We start from the raw sequence: 14,862 nt of genomic DNA on the forward strand, positions 1-14,862 counted from the left end.
ACAGCTTTAGCTGGCCACAAAGTGGTGAAGAACAGGACGTTCTGAATCAAATCAATAACAAAGACTAAAACGTAGTTTTATGTCTAGCTAGCATTCATTTTAACAAGCATAAATGAATAGATAATTATCGGATTTGGTATAGAACAAAGAGCGGTTAGCTTAACCTGCTCTTTTTATAGATTGCGAAAAAGTATCATTTTTAAATCTTCTACTCTTCGTCTTCTACCAGCAATAATGGTGTTTTATAATCACAAGCGGCACAATGACCTTCATAGCCATAGCTTGCGGGCGTAAAAGCATATTTATTACATTTTGGACATTCATCTAACAATAACACGCCAATTACTCGTTCAACAAAATTACGCTCATCTTCTGAATCTGGTCTGTTATTCTCCATAAAATACCTCACAAATATGACATTGCATCACTAAATATATTAGCGAAACGGTAAAAGTCAAACCCAACAAGGTTTAACTCACCTTTTTTCTATAAATTGAAAGTCAGGAAAATACAGTTAATATACTTATTTTTAATATTTTTTCATTTATTATCAGACTGTTACAGTCGAGTAGTGAATTTAAAATAAGTACTTAAATTAAATGTAAAAGTTTGTCATTCAGGTGTAATATTAGAGAGATTCAGATCAGTTACTTATCTGTTCTGACATAAATCTGCAGGATAAAAATAAAGTAAATAAGGCCACTAAGACAACAGAATTTAATCCGCTGACTTAGTGGTGAAAAGACACAATGGTTTAGACTTGAATCTAAGGATTATTTTATAAAAGGCGTATTGGTTGTCACGTGTAAGTTTTGTGCACGGTGACGTAACAGATGATCCAGCAGTGTAATGGCCATTTGCGCTTCAGCAATTGGTACAGCACGAATACCCACACAAGGATCATGACGCCCTTTGGTGATCATCTCTGTCGCTTCACCATCAGTGGTAATTGTACGACCGGGAATCGTTAAGCTTGATGTCGGTTTTAAGGCGATATGCGCGATAATATCCTGCCCTGTTGAAATCCCCCCTAATATGCCCCCGGCATGATTTGATAAAAAACCTTCAGGTGTCATTTCATCACGATGCTCAGTCCCCTTTTGATTAGCAACAGCAAAACCATCGCCAATTTCAACCCCTTTAACCGCATTAATACTCATTAATGAATGAGCTAGTTCAGCATCCAGACGATCAAAGACAGGCTCTCCCAATCCAACCGGCACACCGGAGGCGACCACAGTTACCTTGGCACCAACCGAGTTGCCCTCTTTGATCAAGGCTTTCATATAGTCTTCAAGCTGTGTAATTTTCGACACATCCGGAAAGAAAAAGGGATTTTTTTCTACTTCATTCCAATCAATAGAATCGGGTTTGATATTACCTAACTGACTCAGATAACCGCGGATAACAATACCAAACTGTTCATGCAAATATTTTTTAGCAATTGCACCGGCGGCAACACGCATTGCAGTTTCACGGGCAGAAGAGCGACCACCACCACGGTAATCACGATGTCCGTATTTTTGATGGTAGGTATAATCAGCATGGCCGGGGCGGAAAAGATCCTTGATAGCGGAATAATCCTTAGAGCGCTGATCGGTATTTTCAATCAACAGACCAATACTGCAGCCTGTTGTTTTACCTTCAAAAACGCCAGATAATATTTTAACCTGATCGCCCTCCTGACGCATGGTTGTATAACGCGATTGTCCCGGACGACGCCTGTCTAAATCATGCTGCAGATCTGCTTCACTAATTTCTAAATTTGGTGGAATACCATCCACAATACAGCCTAATGCCGCACCGTGACTTTCACCAAAGGTGGTTACTTTAAAGAGTTGACCAATACTGCTTCCCGCCATGATTACTTCCCATTACTAAATTGTACAAAACTGCAGACAATAACACCTTGCTGCAGCTGCTCTAAAACTTAACTTACAAATATTAAATGTTAATCTCATCAAGTTGTGCTTTGCTTAATACAAATACACCATGTCCACCCGCTTCAAACTCAATCCATGTAAAAGGAATTTTAGGATAAGCTTCCTGCAGATGCACCTGAGAGTTACCGACCTCTACAAATAACACTCCATTTTCATTCAATTTTTCAGCCGCTTGAGAAAGCATTTTACGTACTAAGTCTAAACCATCAACCCCGCAGGCCAACCCCAATTCGGGTTCGTGTTTATATTCATCAGGCAGATTTTCCATATCCTGCGCATCAACATAAGGAGGGTTGGAGACGATCAGATCATATTTTTCATTTTCGACTCCGGAGAAAAGATCCGACTGGATAGGAAAAACCTGCTGCTCAAGGCCATGCCCCTGGATATTAATTTCAGCGACATCTAGGGCCTCCTCAGAAATATCAACGGCATCAACTTCTGCTTCCGGAAAGGCGTAAGCACAAGCGATCGCGATACAGCCGCTTCCGGTACATAAATCTAAGATGCGTTTGGGAGTCTCTTTCACCCAGGGAGAAAAATGCGCAGCAATTAATTCAGCAAAAGGAGAACGCGGCACCAGAGTGCGCTCATCAACGTAAAATTCCAATCCTGCAAACCAGGCTTTATTAGTTAAGTAAGCAATCGGAATACGTTTTTCAATGCGGATAAGAATCAATTCCACCAGCATCTCACGCTCACGACGTGTTAAACGTGCATCAACAATAGCCGGTTTACTGTCCAGGGGTAAATTTAATGAAGGCAGAATAAGCTGGATAGCTTCATCCCAGGCATTGTCTGTACCATGCCCGTAAAAAAGCTCAGCACGATTAAATTCTGTGGTCGCCCAACGCAACAAATCCTGAATTGTTCGCAGTTCATTTACCGCTTCTTCACTAAAAATCATATCCAATTTATTCTCCGATTAAGGTAAACTCGTTGCACAGACAAAACAGCGTAGGAAAGACCATGAGCGATCCAAATAAAAACGATGATTTTTCACTGTTTAGTGCAGAGTTTTCAGGTATTAAAAAATTGAAACAGGATACCATAAAACTGCCCACTAAAAATATGAAGAAAAAGCAGATCATTAAACAAATACGTGAAGAGTCTTTTGAAACTAACCATTTTTCCGATGGTTTTGAACCCCATCTTGCTGAAGAAGGCCCTATACGCTATAGCCGTCAGGACGCAGACAAATATCTAATTAAACAATTAAGGCGTGGTGATTTTTCCCCGGAAATTATTTTAGATCTGCACGGTCTGACCCAGGACGAAGCTAAACGTGAATTGGGTGCGCTGGTTACCTGCTGTAAAAAAGAGGGGTTATACTGCTGCAGCGTGATGCACGGTGTAGGCAAACATATTTTAAAAAAACAGGTGCCCTTGTGGTTGGCCCAGCACCCGGATATCTTAGCCTTCCATCAGGCTCCTCTTGAATTTGGCGGCCATGGTGCATTGCTGGTGTTGGTTGAATTGCAAGACTGGCAGATGAAACGTGAGTATGAGAAATAACCACTCGGTTAAATAAAAAAGCAGCATCGGGCACATTAATCTGTTTCTGCTCACACTCCCTTATGCGCTAAAAAATCAGCTGTTTTCAATTCTAAAACCGATTTTAATGGTCACCTGAAAGTGGCCTACTCTGCCATCAACAATATGCCCACGTGTTTCTACCACTTCAAACCAGTCCATGTTTTTAACCGTCTTATGACACTCTGCAAGGGCATTACTGATGGCATCTTCGATACTGCTTTTCGATGAACCGACAATCTCCAGTTTTTTATAGGTGTGGTGTTTAGACATATCAAGCTCCTGCATTTACAAAGAAAAACCGATTGTCAAAACTATAGTTGAAGAATAAAAAATTTGCCCAAATTTAAAGCAAGTGGATCTTTCAACTATGAGTTTTAAACTAAATGGCATTTCAGACCTAAAGCTCGACATTTCACCGGATAATTCTGTATACTCCGCGACCTATTTATACTCTGGCTCGCCTTGTTCAGTTTTTTATTAGCCGAATAATTAACCTGCCCGTAAACACCAGGAAATACTTCTTTGATATCTACCGCAAACATCACTATGCAGTTTGGCGCTGAGCCATTGTTCGAAAACATTTCAGCTAAATTTGGCAATGGCAACCGCTACGGTTTAATTGGCGCAAATGGCTGCGGCAAGTCCACTTTTATGAAAATCCTCAGTGGTGCACAGGCGCCAAGTTCAGGTAATGTCTCTCTCTCCCCGGGGCTAAAGGTAGGCACCTTAAGCCAGAACCAGTTTGCCTTTGAACAATATACTGTTGTTGATGTGGTGATCATGGGAGATGCGCAATTATGGAAAGTAAAACAGGAACGGGATCGGATCTACGCAAAAGCGGAAATGAGCGAAGCTGATGGTATGGCGGTGGGTGAACTGGAAAGCGAATTTGCCGAAATGGACGGTTATAGTGCAGAAAGTCGTGCCGGTGATATTCTTTTAGCTGCGGGTATTGCCGAAGAGCTGCATTTCGGCTTGATGCAGAACGTTGCGCCGGGCTGGAAATTACGGGTACTGCTCGCACAAGCTCTGTTTGCCAATCCGGATCTTTTACTGCTTGATGAACCGACCAATAACCTCGATATCCATACTATTAACTGGTTATCTGAGGAGCTTAACCAGCGTAAATGCACCATGATCATCATTTCTCACGACCGCCATTTTCTAAACTCTGTATGTACACATATGGCGGATATTGATTACGGTGAATTACGTATTTACCCCGGCAATTATGACTATTTTCTAGCCTCATCAGCTTTGATCCGTGAACAGTTATTGTCCGAAAACGCTAAAAAAAGTGCAGAAATTAATGAATTACAAGACTTTGTCAATCGTTTTGGTGCCAATGCCTCTAAAGCGAAACAGGCCAGCTCACGCGCTAAAAAAATGGATAAAATTAAACTTGATGAAGTGAAATCATCAAGCCGTATGAGCCCTTCTTTAAGTTTTCCTGAGGGTAAAAAAATGCACCGTCAGGCACTGGTATTGGAAAATATTGGTCACGGTTTTGATGGTGAGATGCTCTTCCAGGGCGGTGAACTGATATTAGAAGCCGGTGCAAAATTAGCTATTATCGGTGAAAATGGCGTAGGAAAATCTACTCTTCTGCGCTGCTTAGTCAATCAACTGGACAATAAAGAAGGTGTTATCAAATGGTCTGAAAACGCATCAGTCGGTTATTGCCCTCAAGACAGCAGTGCCGATTTTGATAACGACCTGAATCTGTTTGACTGGATCTCCCAGTGGCGCACTGCTAAACACGATGATCTTATGGTACGGGGTATGTTAGGTCGTTTATTATTTACCGCAGACGATGCTAACAAAAAAGCCAGAAACTGCTCCGGTGGCGAAAAAAATCGCCTCTTATTTGGTAAATTAATGATGCAGGATATTAATGTATTGGTAATGGATGAACCCACTAACCATATGGATATCGAAGCGATTGATGCATTAAACAATGCCTTAAAAGTATATCAGGGCACCTTGATTTTTGTCAGCCATGACCGCGAATTTGTGTCATCATTAGCGACGCGGATTATCGATATTAAAGATAAAAAGTTAGTTAACTTCCAGGGTACTTATGATGAGTACCTTGCTAACCAATTCCGTATGTAAAACGTCCCGCTAATAAAGCAAGCCTTGCCGGCCATAATTAATGATGGCAAGGCTGGCGCCAGAAAACACCGGATAATTATTCATTGGGTACTTATGAGCTAACTTTCTGCTCTTAACTGCTTTTACGTTCTGCCAGCAACGTTTCAAGGCAGTGTTCTTTGATCCCGTAAAAAGCTTTAATCTCAGCAATCTGATCCAGTATGTCACGGTTTTCTTTAGCGTTGCTACTGCTCTTTTTAACCGCCAGAATCATTTTGTTTTTATTGGTATGCTCAAGGCTGATAAATTCAAATACCTTAGTGGTATAGCCATTGGCTTCTAAAAACAGCGCACGTAAGGAATCTGTCACCATTTCCGCCTGCTGTCCCATATGAACGCCATACTGCAGCATAGGTTTGAACAGTTCCGGACTATGCATTTGCGGACGGATCTGTTTATGACAACATGGCGAACACATAATAATTGCCGCATTGGCACGAATTCCATAATGTATCGCATAATCCGTCGCCACATCACAAGCATGCAGTGCAATCATTACATCTGTCTGTTTTGGTGCATGAGTTTTTACATCACCGCAGACAAATGATAAGCCCTGATGATCCAAAGTCGCAGCTGTCTCGTTACATAAATCGGCTAATCCCTGACGTAATTCAACTCCCGTGACTTGGGCGTTATTGTCCAGGCTATGGCGTAAATAATCATGAATTGCAAAGGTTAAATAGCCCTTTCCCGAGCCAAAATCGACCACATTAACCGGCTGATCTTTTACAATGGGTGAAACAGCCAATGCCTGACTGAAAACTTCTATAAATTTATTAATTTGCTTCCATTTTCGTGACATAGCCGGAATAAGATTATGCTGTTTATCCGTTACCCCCAACTGAGTTAAAAATGGACGATTAATATCTACAAAACGTTTTTTTTCACGGTTGTGCTGCAGTGCAGCAGCACTGCTTTCCTGCGCTTTATGACGGGTTATTTTTATTTTGCCTTTTTTGCTGATTTCCAACTGCGTTTCCGCGCTGTCAGCGCTTAAGTAGGCACTTTTAAAATCATCGCCGAGCAGTGACTTTATGACTCCTACCCCTTCCTTATAAGAGTAGTTTTTAGTGATATCATTAGTTTGGTGACGGTAAACAAAGGACAGGAAGGCCTCATTCTGCAGGCTGACAGGACGAATCATAATGCGTTGTAAACTTTTTTCTGCTCCCCGGTATTTGCTTAACAATAGTTTTTTCAGACTATTATTTTCAAGGCTTTCAGCCACCAGCTGGTAAAAATCATCAAGAGAGTTGAGTGCAGAATAAGGCATAAATTTTTCCGAAAAAGTACAAAATAATAAACAGGGGAAGCATTCTAGCAGTTATCTGCTGCTAATAATTAATTTCTTGTGGTTCAGATTAACTATTTTTCCGGGTTATGCTGCAGTTGGCAGATAAGCTAAAAGGTGATGGCGCCGGCATCATTGTTGGATATTAAAAAGTTCAAAACAACACTTAGCAAACATAATTTAACCCATTGTATTTATTAAAATACAATATAATTGAGAGGGTGGTTGCAATATTATTTATCAAGGAGGTGCACAATAACAGGAGAGTCGGCATATACTTGTTATTAACTGTAAATACTACGAAGAAGCCCCTGAAGGAGTAAAACAATGAGCATTCAAGAAAGCACAACGGTTCAGTTAACTGCAAAAATAAGCGAGGTTTCTGAACTGCTGGAAGATATGATCGTTGAATTAGAGCTTCGGGGTTGTCAGTCACATCATGAGCTGATAAAACGCGCCATCGCCATGCAAAAGCAGCTAAAAAATTTCCCGCAAAACTAACCGGCAAAATAATAAAGGGTTGCGTTTAAGCAAATTTTATTGCGCTCTGCTGCCCGTTTAGTTTATCTGTTATTTACGATAAACAGGTCAAGGGTTTTCATAGCCTTTGACCTTTTCTCTTTTTCAGCCGGAAATAATTTCTCCACTCTTTTTAATACTCCCAGATCCACTTCCCTTTTTGCTCGCGTAGCCCACTTTATCTTCAGACACTGAAAGTTTATCGCAAAACTTTTGCCATAAACTTGTCCATTCAGCTTTCGTTCAGCCAGGAACAGTTACATTAGCGCCATCAAGGAAAAACCTGTAATCGGTAAATTATACTGGAGAGCAAAATGAATATTTTTTCAACATTAAAAAACAATCCAAAAACCTTAGTTATCGCAGGTTCATTGCTGTTCGGTTTGGCATTAACACCAATCGCAGCTAATGCGGGACAGCATCATCATAAGCATGATAAACATGGCGACCGCCATTATTATGTGGTAGAGGATCATGGTCATCACCGTAAACATAGGCATCACAAACATAAGCATAAACATAAAAAACACTATCATGAGGCACCACGTCAAGTGGTAATCCATAATGAGCATCATTATTATCCGGAGCCGGTTCGTTCACAGCCAAGTCGCCTGCAGATAGGCGTGCATACCGGTCAATTTGATATTGTTTTCCGTGATTAGACTGATTGAATTATCCACTTATGCGGGGCGGGTTTATACCTGAACAACCGTGACTGCCCTGTGATACCAGAGTTAAACTCTGGTACCTTAATATTTTATCTGCGATGGACAATAAACGGTCGAGTGATGACCAGCCCTTTTGCTCTTATCAGTTATTTTTCTTAGACGCTTGCTGCTTTGCCTGATTGAAGTCCATTTCTGTTTGTATCACCCACTTTAATTTAAGCAAAATTCTTTAGCATAACCCCGGTCATTCAGCTTCCATTCAGCTAGTAACAGTTACATTAGCGCCATCAGGGAAAAGCCTGCAATAGGTAAAACATACTGGAGAACAAAATGAATATTTTTTCAACATTAAAAAGCAAACAAAAAACAATAATTATCGCAGGTTCATTGCTGTTCGGTTTGGCATTACCCATCGCCGCTAATGCGCAGCCACACGGAAAAGGAGATCCTAAGTACAATAACGGGCACCATATTAAGCATAATAAACAGGGTCATAACAGCCGTAGTTATTATGTGGTGGAAGAGCCGGCTAAACATCATCCAGCTGCAAAACAGCATCGCCAGGCACCGGATTATGTAGTGGTTAAAAATACACCTCATCATCCTGAGCCAGCAGGAGTTAAGATAGGCGTACATACGGATCTATTTGATATTGTTATCCGTGATTAAGCAAAGCCAATATTTCACTTTTTTGGGATGCGGACGTTAGTCCGCATCTTGTTCTTTTTTCTTTTGCGGACTAAAGTCCGCGCCCCTGAAGATTCAAGTAAAATAATAAGTTATCTACGGATTTGCTACAGCTGTATTTGAAATGGAAGCGTTAAAAACTCAGTCGAAGGATACTGATAATAATAAGCGTAAAATCTAACAAACTCAATCAGGCTGGCTCTCTCCTGTTTGTGGTATCTTTCCCCTGTCAACTCCTTTAAGAAACTTGAACAGATCACTGTCGGTAGATAACAGAAGTGTTGTATTGTCGGAAATAATAGTCCGGTACGACTGCATCGTGCGGGTAAACTCATACAAACTTACAGCCTGAGGGCTCTGGTTATATGCCTGCGCATAAATTTCAGTGGCTTTAGCATCAGCAAGACCTTTGATCTCTTCCACCTCCCGGTAGGCTTCTGACTGGATTTTGTTTAAATCCCGCAGGCGGTTACCTCTTATTCTCGCTGCCTCACCATTACCTTCTGAAAGAAAACGCTCGGCGATCTGCCGCCGCTCACTGATCATACGGTCATAAATTTTGGGACGTACACTGGCGTTATAATTAATGCGTTTAAAGCGGATATCAAGAAGCTCAATGCCAAATACCTGGACTTTATCTGCTGCGGCGGTAAAAATTTCCTGTTCAACCAGCATACGGCCCTTCTGAATCGGTACCAGCGCGCCCATTTTCAAAGCGCGTTCAGCATCGGTAAGCAGATCATCCCGCTGCGGATCCCGGTCTTTAGTGGTGCGGATAATCTCGATTAATTCGTGTTTAGCGACAGCATTACGGGTCTCACTGCCGAGAATATCATCTAAGCGCGACTGGGCACTGCGCTCATCACGCAGGCGCAAAAAGTACTGCAGCGGATCCGTGATACGCCAGCGGGCAAAAAGATCTACAGAAATATAAAGTTTATCTTTAGTCGGCATATCCGAAGGATCACCGTCCCACTCCAGCACCCTTTTATCTATGCTATTGACCTCCTGTATAAAGGGCAGCTTTAATTTCAGCCCGGCTTCGGTAACGGGTTCACCGACCGGTTTACCAAACTGGGTAATAATCACCTGCTCAACCTCCCCCACCGTATAAAGCGCTGAGTGCAATGTAGCGGTCAACAGCAGCAGAAAAAATACAATTCCCCCCGATATTATTTGTTTCATGGCTTATCTCCCTGAGACGCATTAAGATCTAACCATGGCAGAATATTCGGTGATTGCGGATCAATAATTATTTTGGAACGTATCCCGGGCAACACCTCCTGCATTGTCTCAATATAAATACGCCTTTCGGTGACTGCAGGTGCTTTTACATATTCTGCTAACAAGGCATTAAATCGGGCAACGTCCCCTTGCGCTTCATTGACACGTTTTAGCCGGTAACCGTCCGCTTCACGAATGCGCTGATCTTTTTCACCTAAGGCTAAGGGAATGACTTTGTTGTAATCGCGGCGCGCTTCATTAATCAGCTTTTCTTTTTCCTGCTGTGCCTGATTAACTTCGTTAAATGATGCCTGTACCGGCTTGGGTGGATTAATATTCTTTAGCTGCACCTGATCAATACTAATGCCCATTGCATATTTACTTGAAAGGGCCTGCATTTTGGTAAGCGCTTCATATTCAATTTCCTGACGACCGATGGTGATCACTTCATCAACAGTACGATCTCCCACCACTTCACGCATCACCGACTCGGAAACAGAGCGCAGGGTTTCGCTGGGCTGGCGTACCTCAAATAAAAATTTAACCGGATCGGCGATACGGTACTGCACCACCCATTCCACCAGTGCGGCATTCAAATCGCCCGTCACCATTTGTGTTTCCCGCTCGCGATCAGCAGCGGCGGGACTTTGATAGGGATCATTCGCACCGGGTGTAATAAAACCAAACTCCTGCTTTAATTGCCGTTTAACCGGTACTATGGTTGACTGATCAATACCGAGGGGCATTTTAAAATGCAGACCGGGGGGGACTTCTTTGAGGTATTTGCCAAATCGCTGCACCACCGCAACCGAGTCACTCGGTATGGTATAAACAGCAGACCAGAGGCTTATGCCAAGCAAAAATAAAGATAAGAAAAGAAATAAAAACCTGCCGCCGGGATATCCGCCCGGGAGTTTATTTTTATAGCGTGAAAATCCACCCTTCAATAAATTATATTGCAGAGTCCGATAATCCCGATCCCAGGGAGAGCCTGGATCGCCAGGATCATTTCCGGTAGGCATAACAGATCCCTAATGAGTGCTAATAAAAGATACATTACATTTACTATGGAAGCTAAACAAAGATTGTCAAGGATAGCCGGGTAAATAACTGTTGCCTTGAGCATATTTCACCTCTCAATATATTGATATTAAATGCCGACAATCTCTCTGCTGCTTGTTTAAATCAAAAATAATACTAAGTTAATTAATACGTGGTCGTCTCGGTTATATCTTTGACCGCCACTTTACATTTTATCAATAGGAAAGTGTTTGTTGTGAGTTACGAAATAACCACAATCTTAATGACCGCCTTAGCCTTACTGTTCACCGCGACTATCGCCCTGCCGCTGGCCAGGTTAACCCGTCTCCCTTACCCCATTCTCCTGATACTGGCAGGTCTTGTACTGCATTTAGCTCAGGATTATCTCCATCTTCCTCTAGCGGCTTTAACGACGAAAGAGAGTACGCACGACATTATATTACTGGTACTGCTGCCTACCCTTGTGTTTGAAACAGCCTACAATCTGGATATCAGAAAATTGATCGCAAATCGCCTGGCTATTTTTGTGCTGACCTTACCTGGTGTACTTATTTCCACTTTAGTGGTTGCCGCATTTGTCAGCATACTTACTCCACTTAATTGGCCCTTGGCCTTATTGCTAGGTTCCATTTTAAGCGCAACAGATCCAAGCGCGGTTATTAGCGCCTTCCGCCGCCTCGGAGCCCCCAAAGATCTGATCATGCTGATTGAAGGGGAAAGTCTGTTTAACGATGCCAGCGCAATAACACTCACCAAAGTGCTAGTGATCAGTTTTACCCTCAGCGAGGGTTTTGCACAAACGTTATGGAGCGGCTGTTACCTATTTTTATCAACCCTGGCAGGTGGTTTTTTATGTGGTTGGTTACTGGCCCAGTTATTTTTTATCTTACTGAAAAATACCCCGGACGAGCCTCTTTTAGATATAAGTCTTACTGTACTGCTGGCCTTTTGCAGTTATTTATTTGCTGAACAGGTACTTCATGCCAGTGGCATCATCGCGACAACCACAGCAGGCATTACCATAGCAGCCAGAACTCCGCTGCCTATTTCCCGGAAATCTCAGCAATATCTTAATTACTTCTGGTCTTATCTCTCTTATATTGCCACTGCCTATATATTCCTGATTGTCGGACTCTGGATAGACTTTTCCTTGATCCGGGAAAATGCAACGACTTCGTTGATTGTGCTTGCCGCTCTTTGGTCATCACGCGCTCTGATTGCCTATGCTCTGCTGCCGCAAATAGGGCATCTGCAGCGTCAGGGCAAAACAACCCCTATGGCATTTCGCCACCTGGTCTTTGTAGGCGGTATGCGCGGCGCCGTCACCATGGCACTGGCTATAGGTCTGGTTAAACTGACCGGAGATGAAACCTTACTCTCTATTGCTATCAGCGTGGTATTTTTTACTACCCTGCTGCAGGGGCTGCTGATCCATCCTCTGGCCGCTTATTTAGATCTGCAGGAGCGCGATATTAGTGACAGTATAACCAGCGCCGAGTTGACGCTTTCAACACTTAAACAGAGTAAAAAAGCCTTACAACCTCTGCTCAACTCTACATTTTATCAGACGGGCTCACCACAAGAGCTCAGCACCAAGCTGCAGCCCCTCATTGATCTGCAGGAAAAACAGCTGCAGCACTGGTTTAGTACAGAAGTCGGCCCGGTCGGTTTATGGCAACGCTTGATGCTACGTTGTGCCAGTATGGAGATCGGTTATTTGTATCGCCTATTTGATCAGGGCCTGATTAGTACCGTGGTTTTTGAAGAGCTGAAAAATTCACTCGATGAGCAGATGGAGGCGATCCGTCATCAATATCAAAGGCCAGCATTTTCAATAGTGCCCAAACCTCTCTCTAAGCTGCTGCATCAGGTTAAACCTCAGTTGTCAAACTGCTCAGGGAAATTGATTGAGCAGCAATATGAAATGGCCTGGGCAAGGCTAATCAGTTCCAATAAGGTACTCGAAGAACTGCAGAAATGGAGTGAGGAGGAAAACTTACCTGCAACCGTGGTGGCAAGTGTTGCCAAAATATGGCAGGGCTGGACAAATAGCTGCGAAATAAAAATTGCAGAGATAGAGCAGCAGCAACCAGTTATTTCAGCAAAGGTACAACGGAGATTGCTGATCAACTATTTGCGAACCATACAAGCGCAGCATATACAAAAATATGTCCAGCAGTGCCTTATCTCTGAACCGGATGCAGAGCGCATCAAAGAGATATTAAGAACAATGGATATCTAATACCATCATGCATAACAGTTGCTTAACCTTACTGATTAAAATAAATGATCAGACCTTTATTGAGGGTATTACCACTTTTCATTTAACAATCGCTTAATCTGCAAAATGATTTACGCTTATTAAAGCGGTTAACTCTGGAGTTTATTATGGCCACTTTAATATTCGGTTTGATTTTATTTTTAGGGATTCATTCCATATCCATAGTTGCTCAACCACTACGAGATCGCTGCGCGGCTAAAAGTGAAATTGGCTGGAAAGCCTTTTATGGATTGGTTTCATTCGCAGGCCTATATCTGATTGTAACTGGTTATGCTCAGGCCAGATTAACCCCCACACTTATTTATGCCACACCTTATGGATTACGCCACCTCAGCAGCCTACTAATGCTGCCGTTTTTTATTCTGTTTCTCGCGCCTTACTTTAAGGGGAAAATAAGCGATTATAGCAAACACCCGCAATTAATTGCCGTGATCCTCTGGACTGTCAGCCACTTACTGGTAAACGGCAGTCTTGCCGATCTGTTACTTTTTGGCTGTTTTTTTATCTGGGCAGTAGCGGATTTAATCTCCATGAGACACAGAGTTGCCCGCCCGTTGCCGGGATTAAAAAAATCCCCGGTCAATGATCTGATTATTGTTGTGGCGGGTTTGGGGATATATGCTCTTTTTGTTGTTACTTTACATAAGATGTTAATCGGCATAGCAATCTTTAACTGAGTGTTACAAAACTGCAGATACAGAAGCTAGTCCGGACGAAGGACTCGCCTTTTATGCTATTTTAGGTTTTCTTTTGCATATGAAAATTAATCAATTGTTGTCCGCGTACTTCGACCAACTGTTGTTTTACTACACTGAACCCGAAGGACTCAAAGAAAGGTTTTGCGTTAATACTCACCTGCGAAAAAAACAGTTTAATTTTTTTCTTCGCACCGACCTTTAAAAGGTGTTCCATTAGCGCCCGACCCACGCCCTGCCTTTGATATTCGTGATGACAAAAGAAATGATCTATCAGTCCATCGTTTTGTAAATCCGCATATCCGATAATAGTACCGTCAATTTCGGCGATAAAAGGCTCAATATCCATCATGCGTTTGTTCCAGATAAAAAGATCCATTGAATCGGGTGCCCAGGCTTCTACTTGTAACCGGTTATAATCACGACAGTTAATATTTCTGATGGTATTGAAAAAAAGTAACCATGTTGCTTTGGCATCTTGTTCAACATAGTTTCTGATAATAAGCATAATAAAAACATACCTCTGTAAAATGACAAAACTTATACCAATTCCGTTAATTAGATGATCTATTTAGGCGTAGGAAAAATGGATGAAAGCAAGGCATTGATTGCAGTAACTAGTTGTTCTAATTACAAAATCAATAACAAAGACTAAAACGTAGTTTTATGTCTAGCTAGCATTAATTTTAACAAGCATAAATGAATAGATAATTATCGGATTTGGTATTATATACCCAAGCGACTTGAAGATGCAGATGCAAGTCGCTTGGGTATATATCCATGATACTTCAAGATGCAAAGTCAGCAAGGTCAATTGTGCCGA

Annotated in this window: 15 protein-coding genes; 7 read left to right on the plus strand and 8 right to left on the minus strand. The window is 42.1% G+C overall.

Annotation, left to right across the window (positions count from 1 at the left end; translation table 11 throughout):
* Positions 1-208: 208 nt before the first annotated feature.
* From ABZA00_RS12110 to prmB, 3 genes are all read right to left on the minus strand, one after another.
* Positions 209-397, minus strand: coding sequence for a hypothetical protein (locus ABZA00_RS12110; protein ID WP_372882423.1), 189 nt, complete (start codon positions 395-397; stop codon positions 209-211).
* Between the two features lie 376 nt (positions 398-773).
* Positions 774-1,862, minus strand: coding sequence for a chorismate synthase (gene aroC / locus ABZA00_RS12115; protein WP_372882424.1), 1,089 nt, complete (start codon positions 1,860-1,862; stop codon positions 774-776).
* Between the two features lie 82 nt (positions 1,863-1,944).
* Positions 1,945-2,856 carry a 50S ribosomal protein L3 N(5)-glutamine methyltransferase gene (prmB, locus tag ABZA00_RS12120; protein WP_372882425.1) on the minus strand — a complete coding sequence of 304 codons (912 nt, stop codon included), beginning with the start codon at positions 2,854-2,856 and terminating at the stop codon, positions 1,945-1,947.
* Positions 2,857-2,912: 56 nt separating this feature from the next.
* Here prmB and smrB point away from each other — a divergent pair, with 56 nt between their 5' ends.
* Positions 2,913-3,458 carry an endonuclease SmrB gene (smrB, locus tag ABZA00_RS12125; protein ID WP_372882426.1) on the plus strand — a complete coding sequence of 182 codons (546 nt, stop codon included), beginning with the start codon at positions 2,913-2,915 and terminating at the stop codon, positions 3,456-3,458.
* Positions 3,459-3,533: 75 nt separating this feature from the next.
* Here the strand turns inward: smrB and ABZA00_RS12130 are convergent, their stop codons facing one another.
* Complete coding sequence (locus ABZA00_RS12130; protein WP_372882427.1) at positions 3,534-3,749, minus strand: dodecin; 216 nt, start codon at positions 3,747-3,749, stop codon at positions 3,534-3,536.
* 252 nt (positions 3,750-4,001) lie between these two features.
* On the opposite strand from ABZA00_RS12130, the gene ABZA00_RS12135 reads away from it, so the two are divergent.
* The gene (locus ABZA00_RS12135) at positions 4,002-5,594 is read left to right on the plus strand and encodes an ABC-F family ATPase (protein WP_372882428.1); all 1,593 of its coding nucleotides are present in this window, start codon (positions 4,002-4,004) and stop codon (positions 5,592-5,594) included.
* A 112-nt stretch (positions 5,595-5,706) separates the two neighbouring features.
* Here ABZA00_RS12135 and ABZA00_RS12140 read toward each other — a convergent pair whose 3' ends face one another.
* Positions 5,707-6,906 (minus strand): SAM-dependent methyltransferase, encoded by a 1,200-nt coding sequence (locus ABZA00_RS12140; protein ID WP_372882429.1) that lies wholly within the window; start codon positions 6,904-6,906, stop codon positions 5,707-5,709.
* Between the two features lie 345 nt (positions 6,907-7,251).
* Between ABZA00_RS12140 and ABZA00_RS12145 the strand changes: the two genes are divergently transcribed.
* The 3 genes from ABZA00_RS12145 to ABZA00_RS12155 all read left to right on the plus strand — a co-directional run bounded on the left by ABZA00_RS12145 (position 7,252) and on the right by ABZA00_RS12155 (position 8,780).
* Positions 7,252-7,425: a hypothetical protein gene (locus ABZA00_RS12145; RefSeq protein WP_372882430.1), complete on the plus strand. Its 174-nt coding sequence runs from the start codon at positions 7,252-7,254 to the stop codon at positions 7,423-7,425.
* A 332-nt stretch (positions 7,426-7,757) separates the two neighbouring features.
* On the plus strand, positions 7,758-8,105 hold the full coding sequence (locus ABZA00_RS12150; RefSeq protein ID WP_372882431.1) for a hypothetical protein: 348 nt from the start codon (positions 7,758-7,760) through the stop codon (positions 8,103-8,105).
* Positions 8,106-8,441: 336 nt separating this feature from the next.
* Positions 8,442-8,780: a hypothetical protein gene (locus ABZA00_RS12155; RefSeq protein WP_372882432.1), complete on the plus strand. Its 339-nt coding sequence runs from the start codon at positions 8,442-8,444 to the stop codon at positions 8,778-8,780.
* A 204-nt stretch (positions 8,781-8,984) separates the two neighbouring features.
* On the opposite strand, the gene hflC is transcribed toward ABZA00_RS12155, so the two are convergent.
* Together hflC and hflK are read right to left on the minus strand one after the other, a co-directional pair.
* A complete protein-coding gene (gene hflC / locus ABZA00_RS12160) occupies positions 8,985-9,983 on the minus strand; it encodes a protease modulator HflC (RefSeq protein ID WP_372882433.1) in 999 nt (332 codons plus the stop codon).
* The gene (hflK, locus tag ABZA00_RS12165; RefSeq protein WP_372882434.1) at positions 9,980-11,044 is read right to left on the minus strand and encodes an FtsH protease activity modulator HflK; all 1,065 of its coding nucleotides are present in this window, start codon (positions 11,042-11,044) and stop codon (positions 9,980-9,982) included. The genes hflC and hflK overlap by 4 nt, the downstream gene beginning before the upstream one ends.
* A gap of 254 nt (positions 11,045-11,298) precedes the next feature.
* Here hflK and ABZA00_RS12170 point away from each other — a divergent pair, with 254 nt between their 5' ends.
* Together ABZA00_RS12170 and ABZA00_RS12175 are read left to right on the plus strand one after the other, a co-directional pair.
* The gene (locus tag ABZA00_RS12170; protein ID WP_372882435.1) at positions 11,299-13,305 is read left to right on the plus strand and encodes a cation:proton antiporter; all 2,007 of its coding nucleotides are present in this window, start codon (positions 11,299-11,301) and stop codon (positions 13,303-13,305) included.
* A 146-nt stretch (positions 13,306-13,451) separates the two neighbouring features.
* Positions 13,452-14,021 (plus strand): NnrU family protein, encoded by a 570-nt coding sequence (locus ABZA00_RS12175; protein WP_372882436.1) that lies wholly within the window; start codon positions 13,452-13,454, stop codon positions 14,019-14,021.
* 61 nt (positions 14,022-14,082) lie between these two features.
* On the opposite strand, the gene ABZA00_RS12180 is transcribed toward ABZA00_RS12175, so the two are convergent.
* Positions 14,083-14,547, minus strand: a complete 465-nt coding sequence (locus ABZA00_RS12180; RefSeq protein ID WP_372882437.1) for a GNAT family N-acetyltransferase — start codon at positions 14,545-14,547, stop codon at positions 14,083-14,085.
* Between the last annotated feature and the right edge of the window lie 315 nt (positions 14,548-14,862).

Origin of the sequence: Psychromonas sp., assembly GCF_041586535.1 — a bacterium.
GTDB lineage: Bacteria > Pseudomonadota > Gammaproteobacteria > Enterobacterales > Psychromonadaceae > Psychromonas.

Coding starts and splice junctions, on each gene's coding strand:
- ABZA00_RS12110 (WP_372882423.1), bottom strand. CDS start 397: ATGGAGAATAACAGACCAGATTCAGAAGATGAGCGTAATTTTGTTGAA.
- aroC (WP_372882424.1), bottom strand. CDS start 1,862: ATGGCGGGAAGCAGTATTGGTCAACTCTTTAAAGTAACCACCTTTGGT.
- smrB (WP_372882426.1), top strand. CDS start 2,913: ATGAGCGATCCAAATAAAAACGATGATTTTTCACTGTTTAGTGCAGAG.
- ABZA00_RS12130 (WP_372882427.1), bottom strand. CDS start 3,749: ATGTCTAAACACCACACCTATAAAAAACTGGAGATTGTCGGTTCATCG.
- ABZA00_RS12140 (WP_372882429.1), bottom strand. CDS start 6,906: ATGCCTTATTCTGCACTCAACTCTCTTGATGATTTTTACCAGCTGGTG.
- ABZA00_RS12145 (WP_372882430.1), top strand. CDS start 7,252: ATGAGCATTCAAGAAAGCACAACGGTTCAGTTAACTGCAAAAATAAGC.
- ABZA00_RS12150 (WP_372882431.1), top strand. CDS start 7,758: ATGAATATTTTTTCAACATTAAAAAACAATCCAAAAACCTTAGTTATC.
- ABZA00_RS12155 (WP_372882432.1), top strand. CDS start 8,442: ATGAATATTTTTTCAACATTAAAAAGCAAACAAAAAACAATAATTATC.
- hflC (WP_372882433.1), bottom strand. CDS start 9,983: ATGAAACAAATAATATCGGGGGGAATTGTATTTTTTCTGCTGCTGTTG.
- hflK (WP_372882434.1), bottom strand. CDS start 11,044: ATGCCTACCGGAAATGATCCTGGCGATCCAGGCTCTCCCTGGGATCGG.
- ABZA00_RS12175 (WP_372882436.1), top strand. CDS start 13,452: ATGGCCACTTTAATATTCGGTTTGATTTTATTTTTAGGGATTCATTCC.
- ABZA00_RS12180 (WP_372882437.1), bottom strand. CDS start 14,547: ATGCTTATTATCAGAAACTATGTTGAACAAGATGCCAAAGCAACATGG.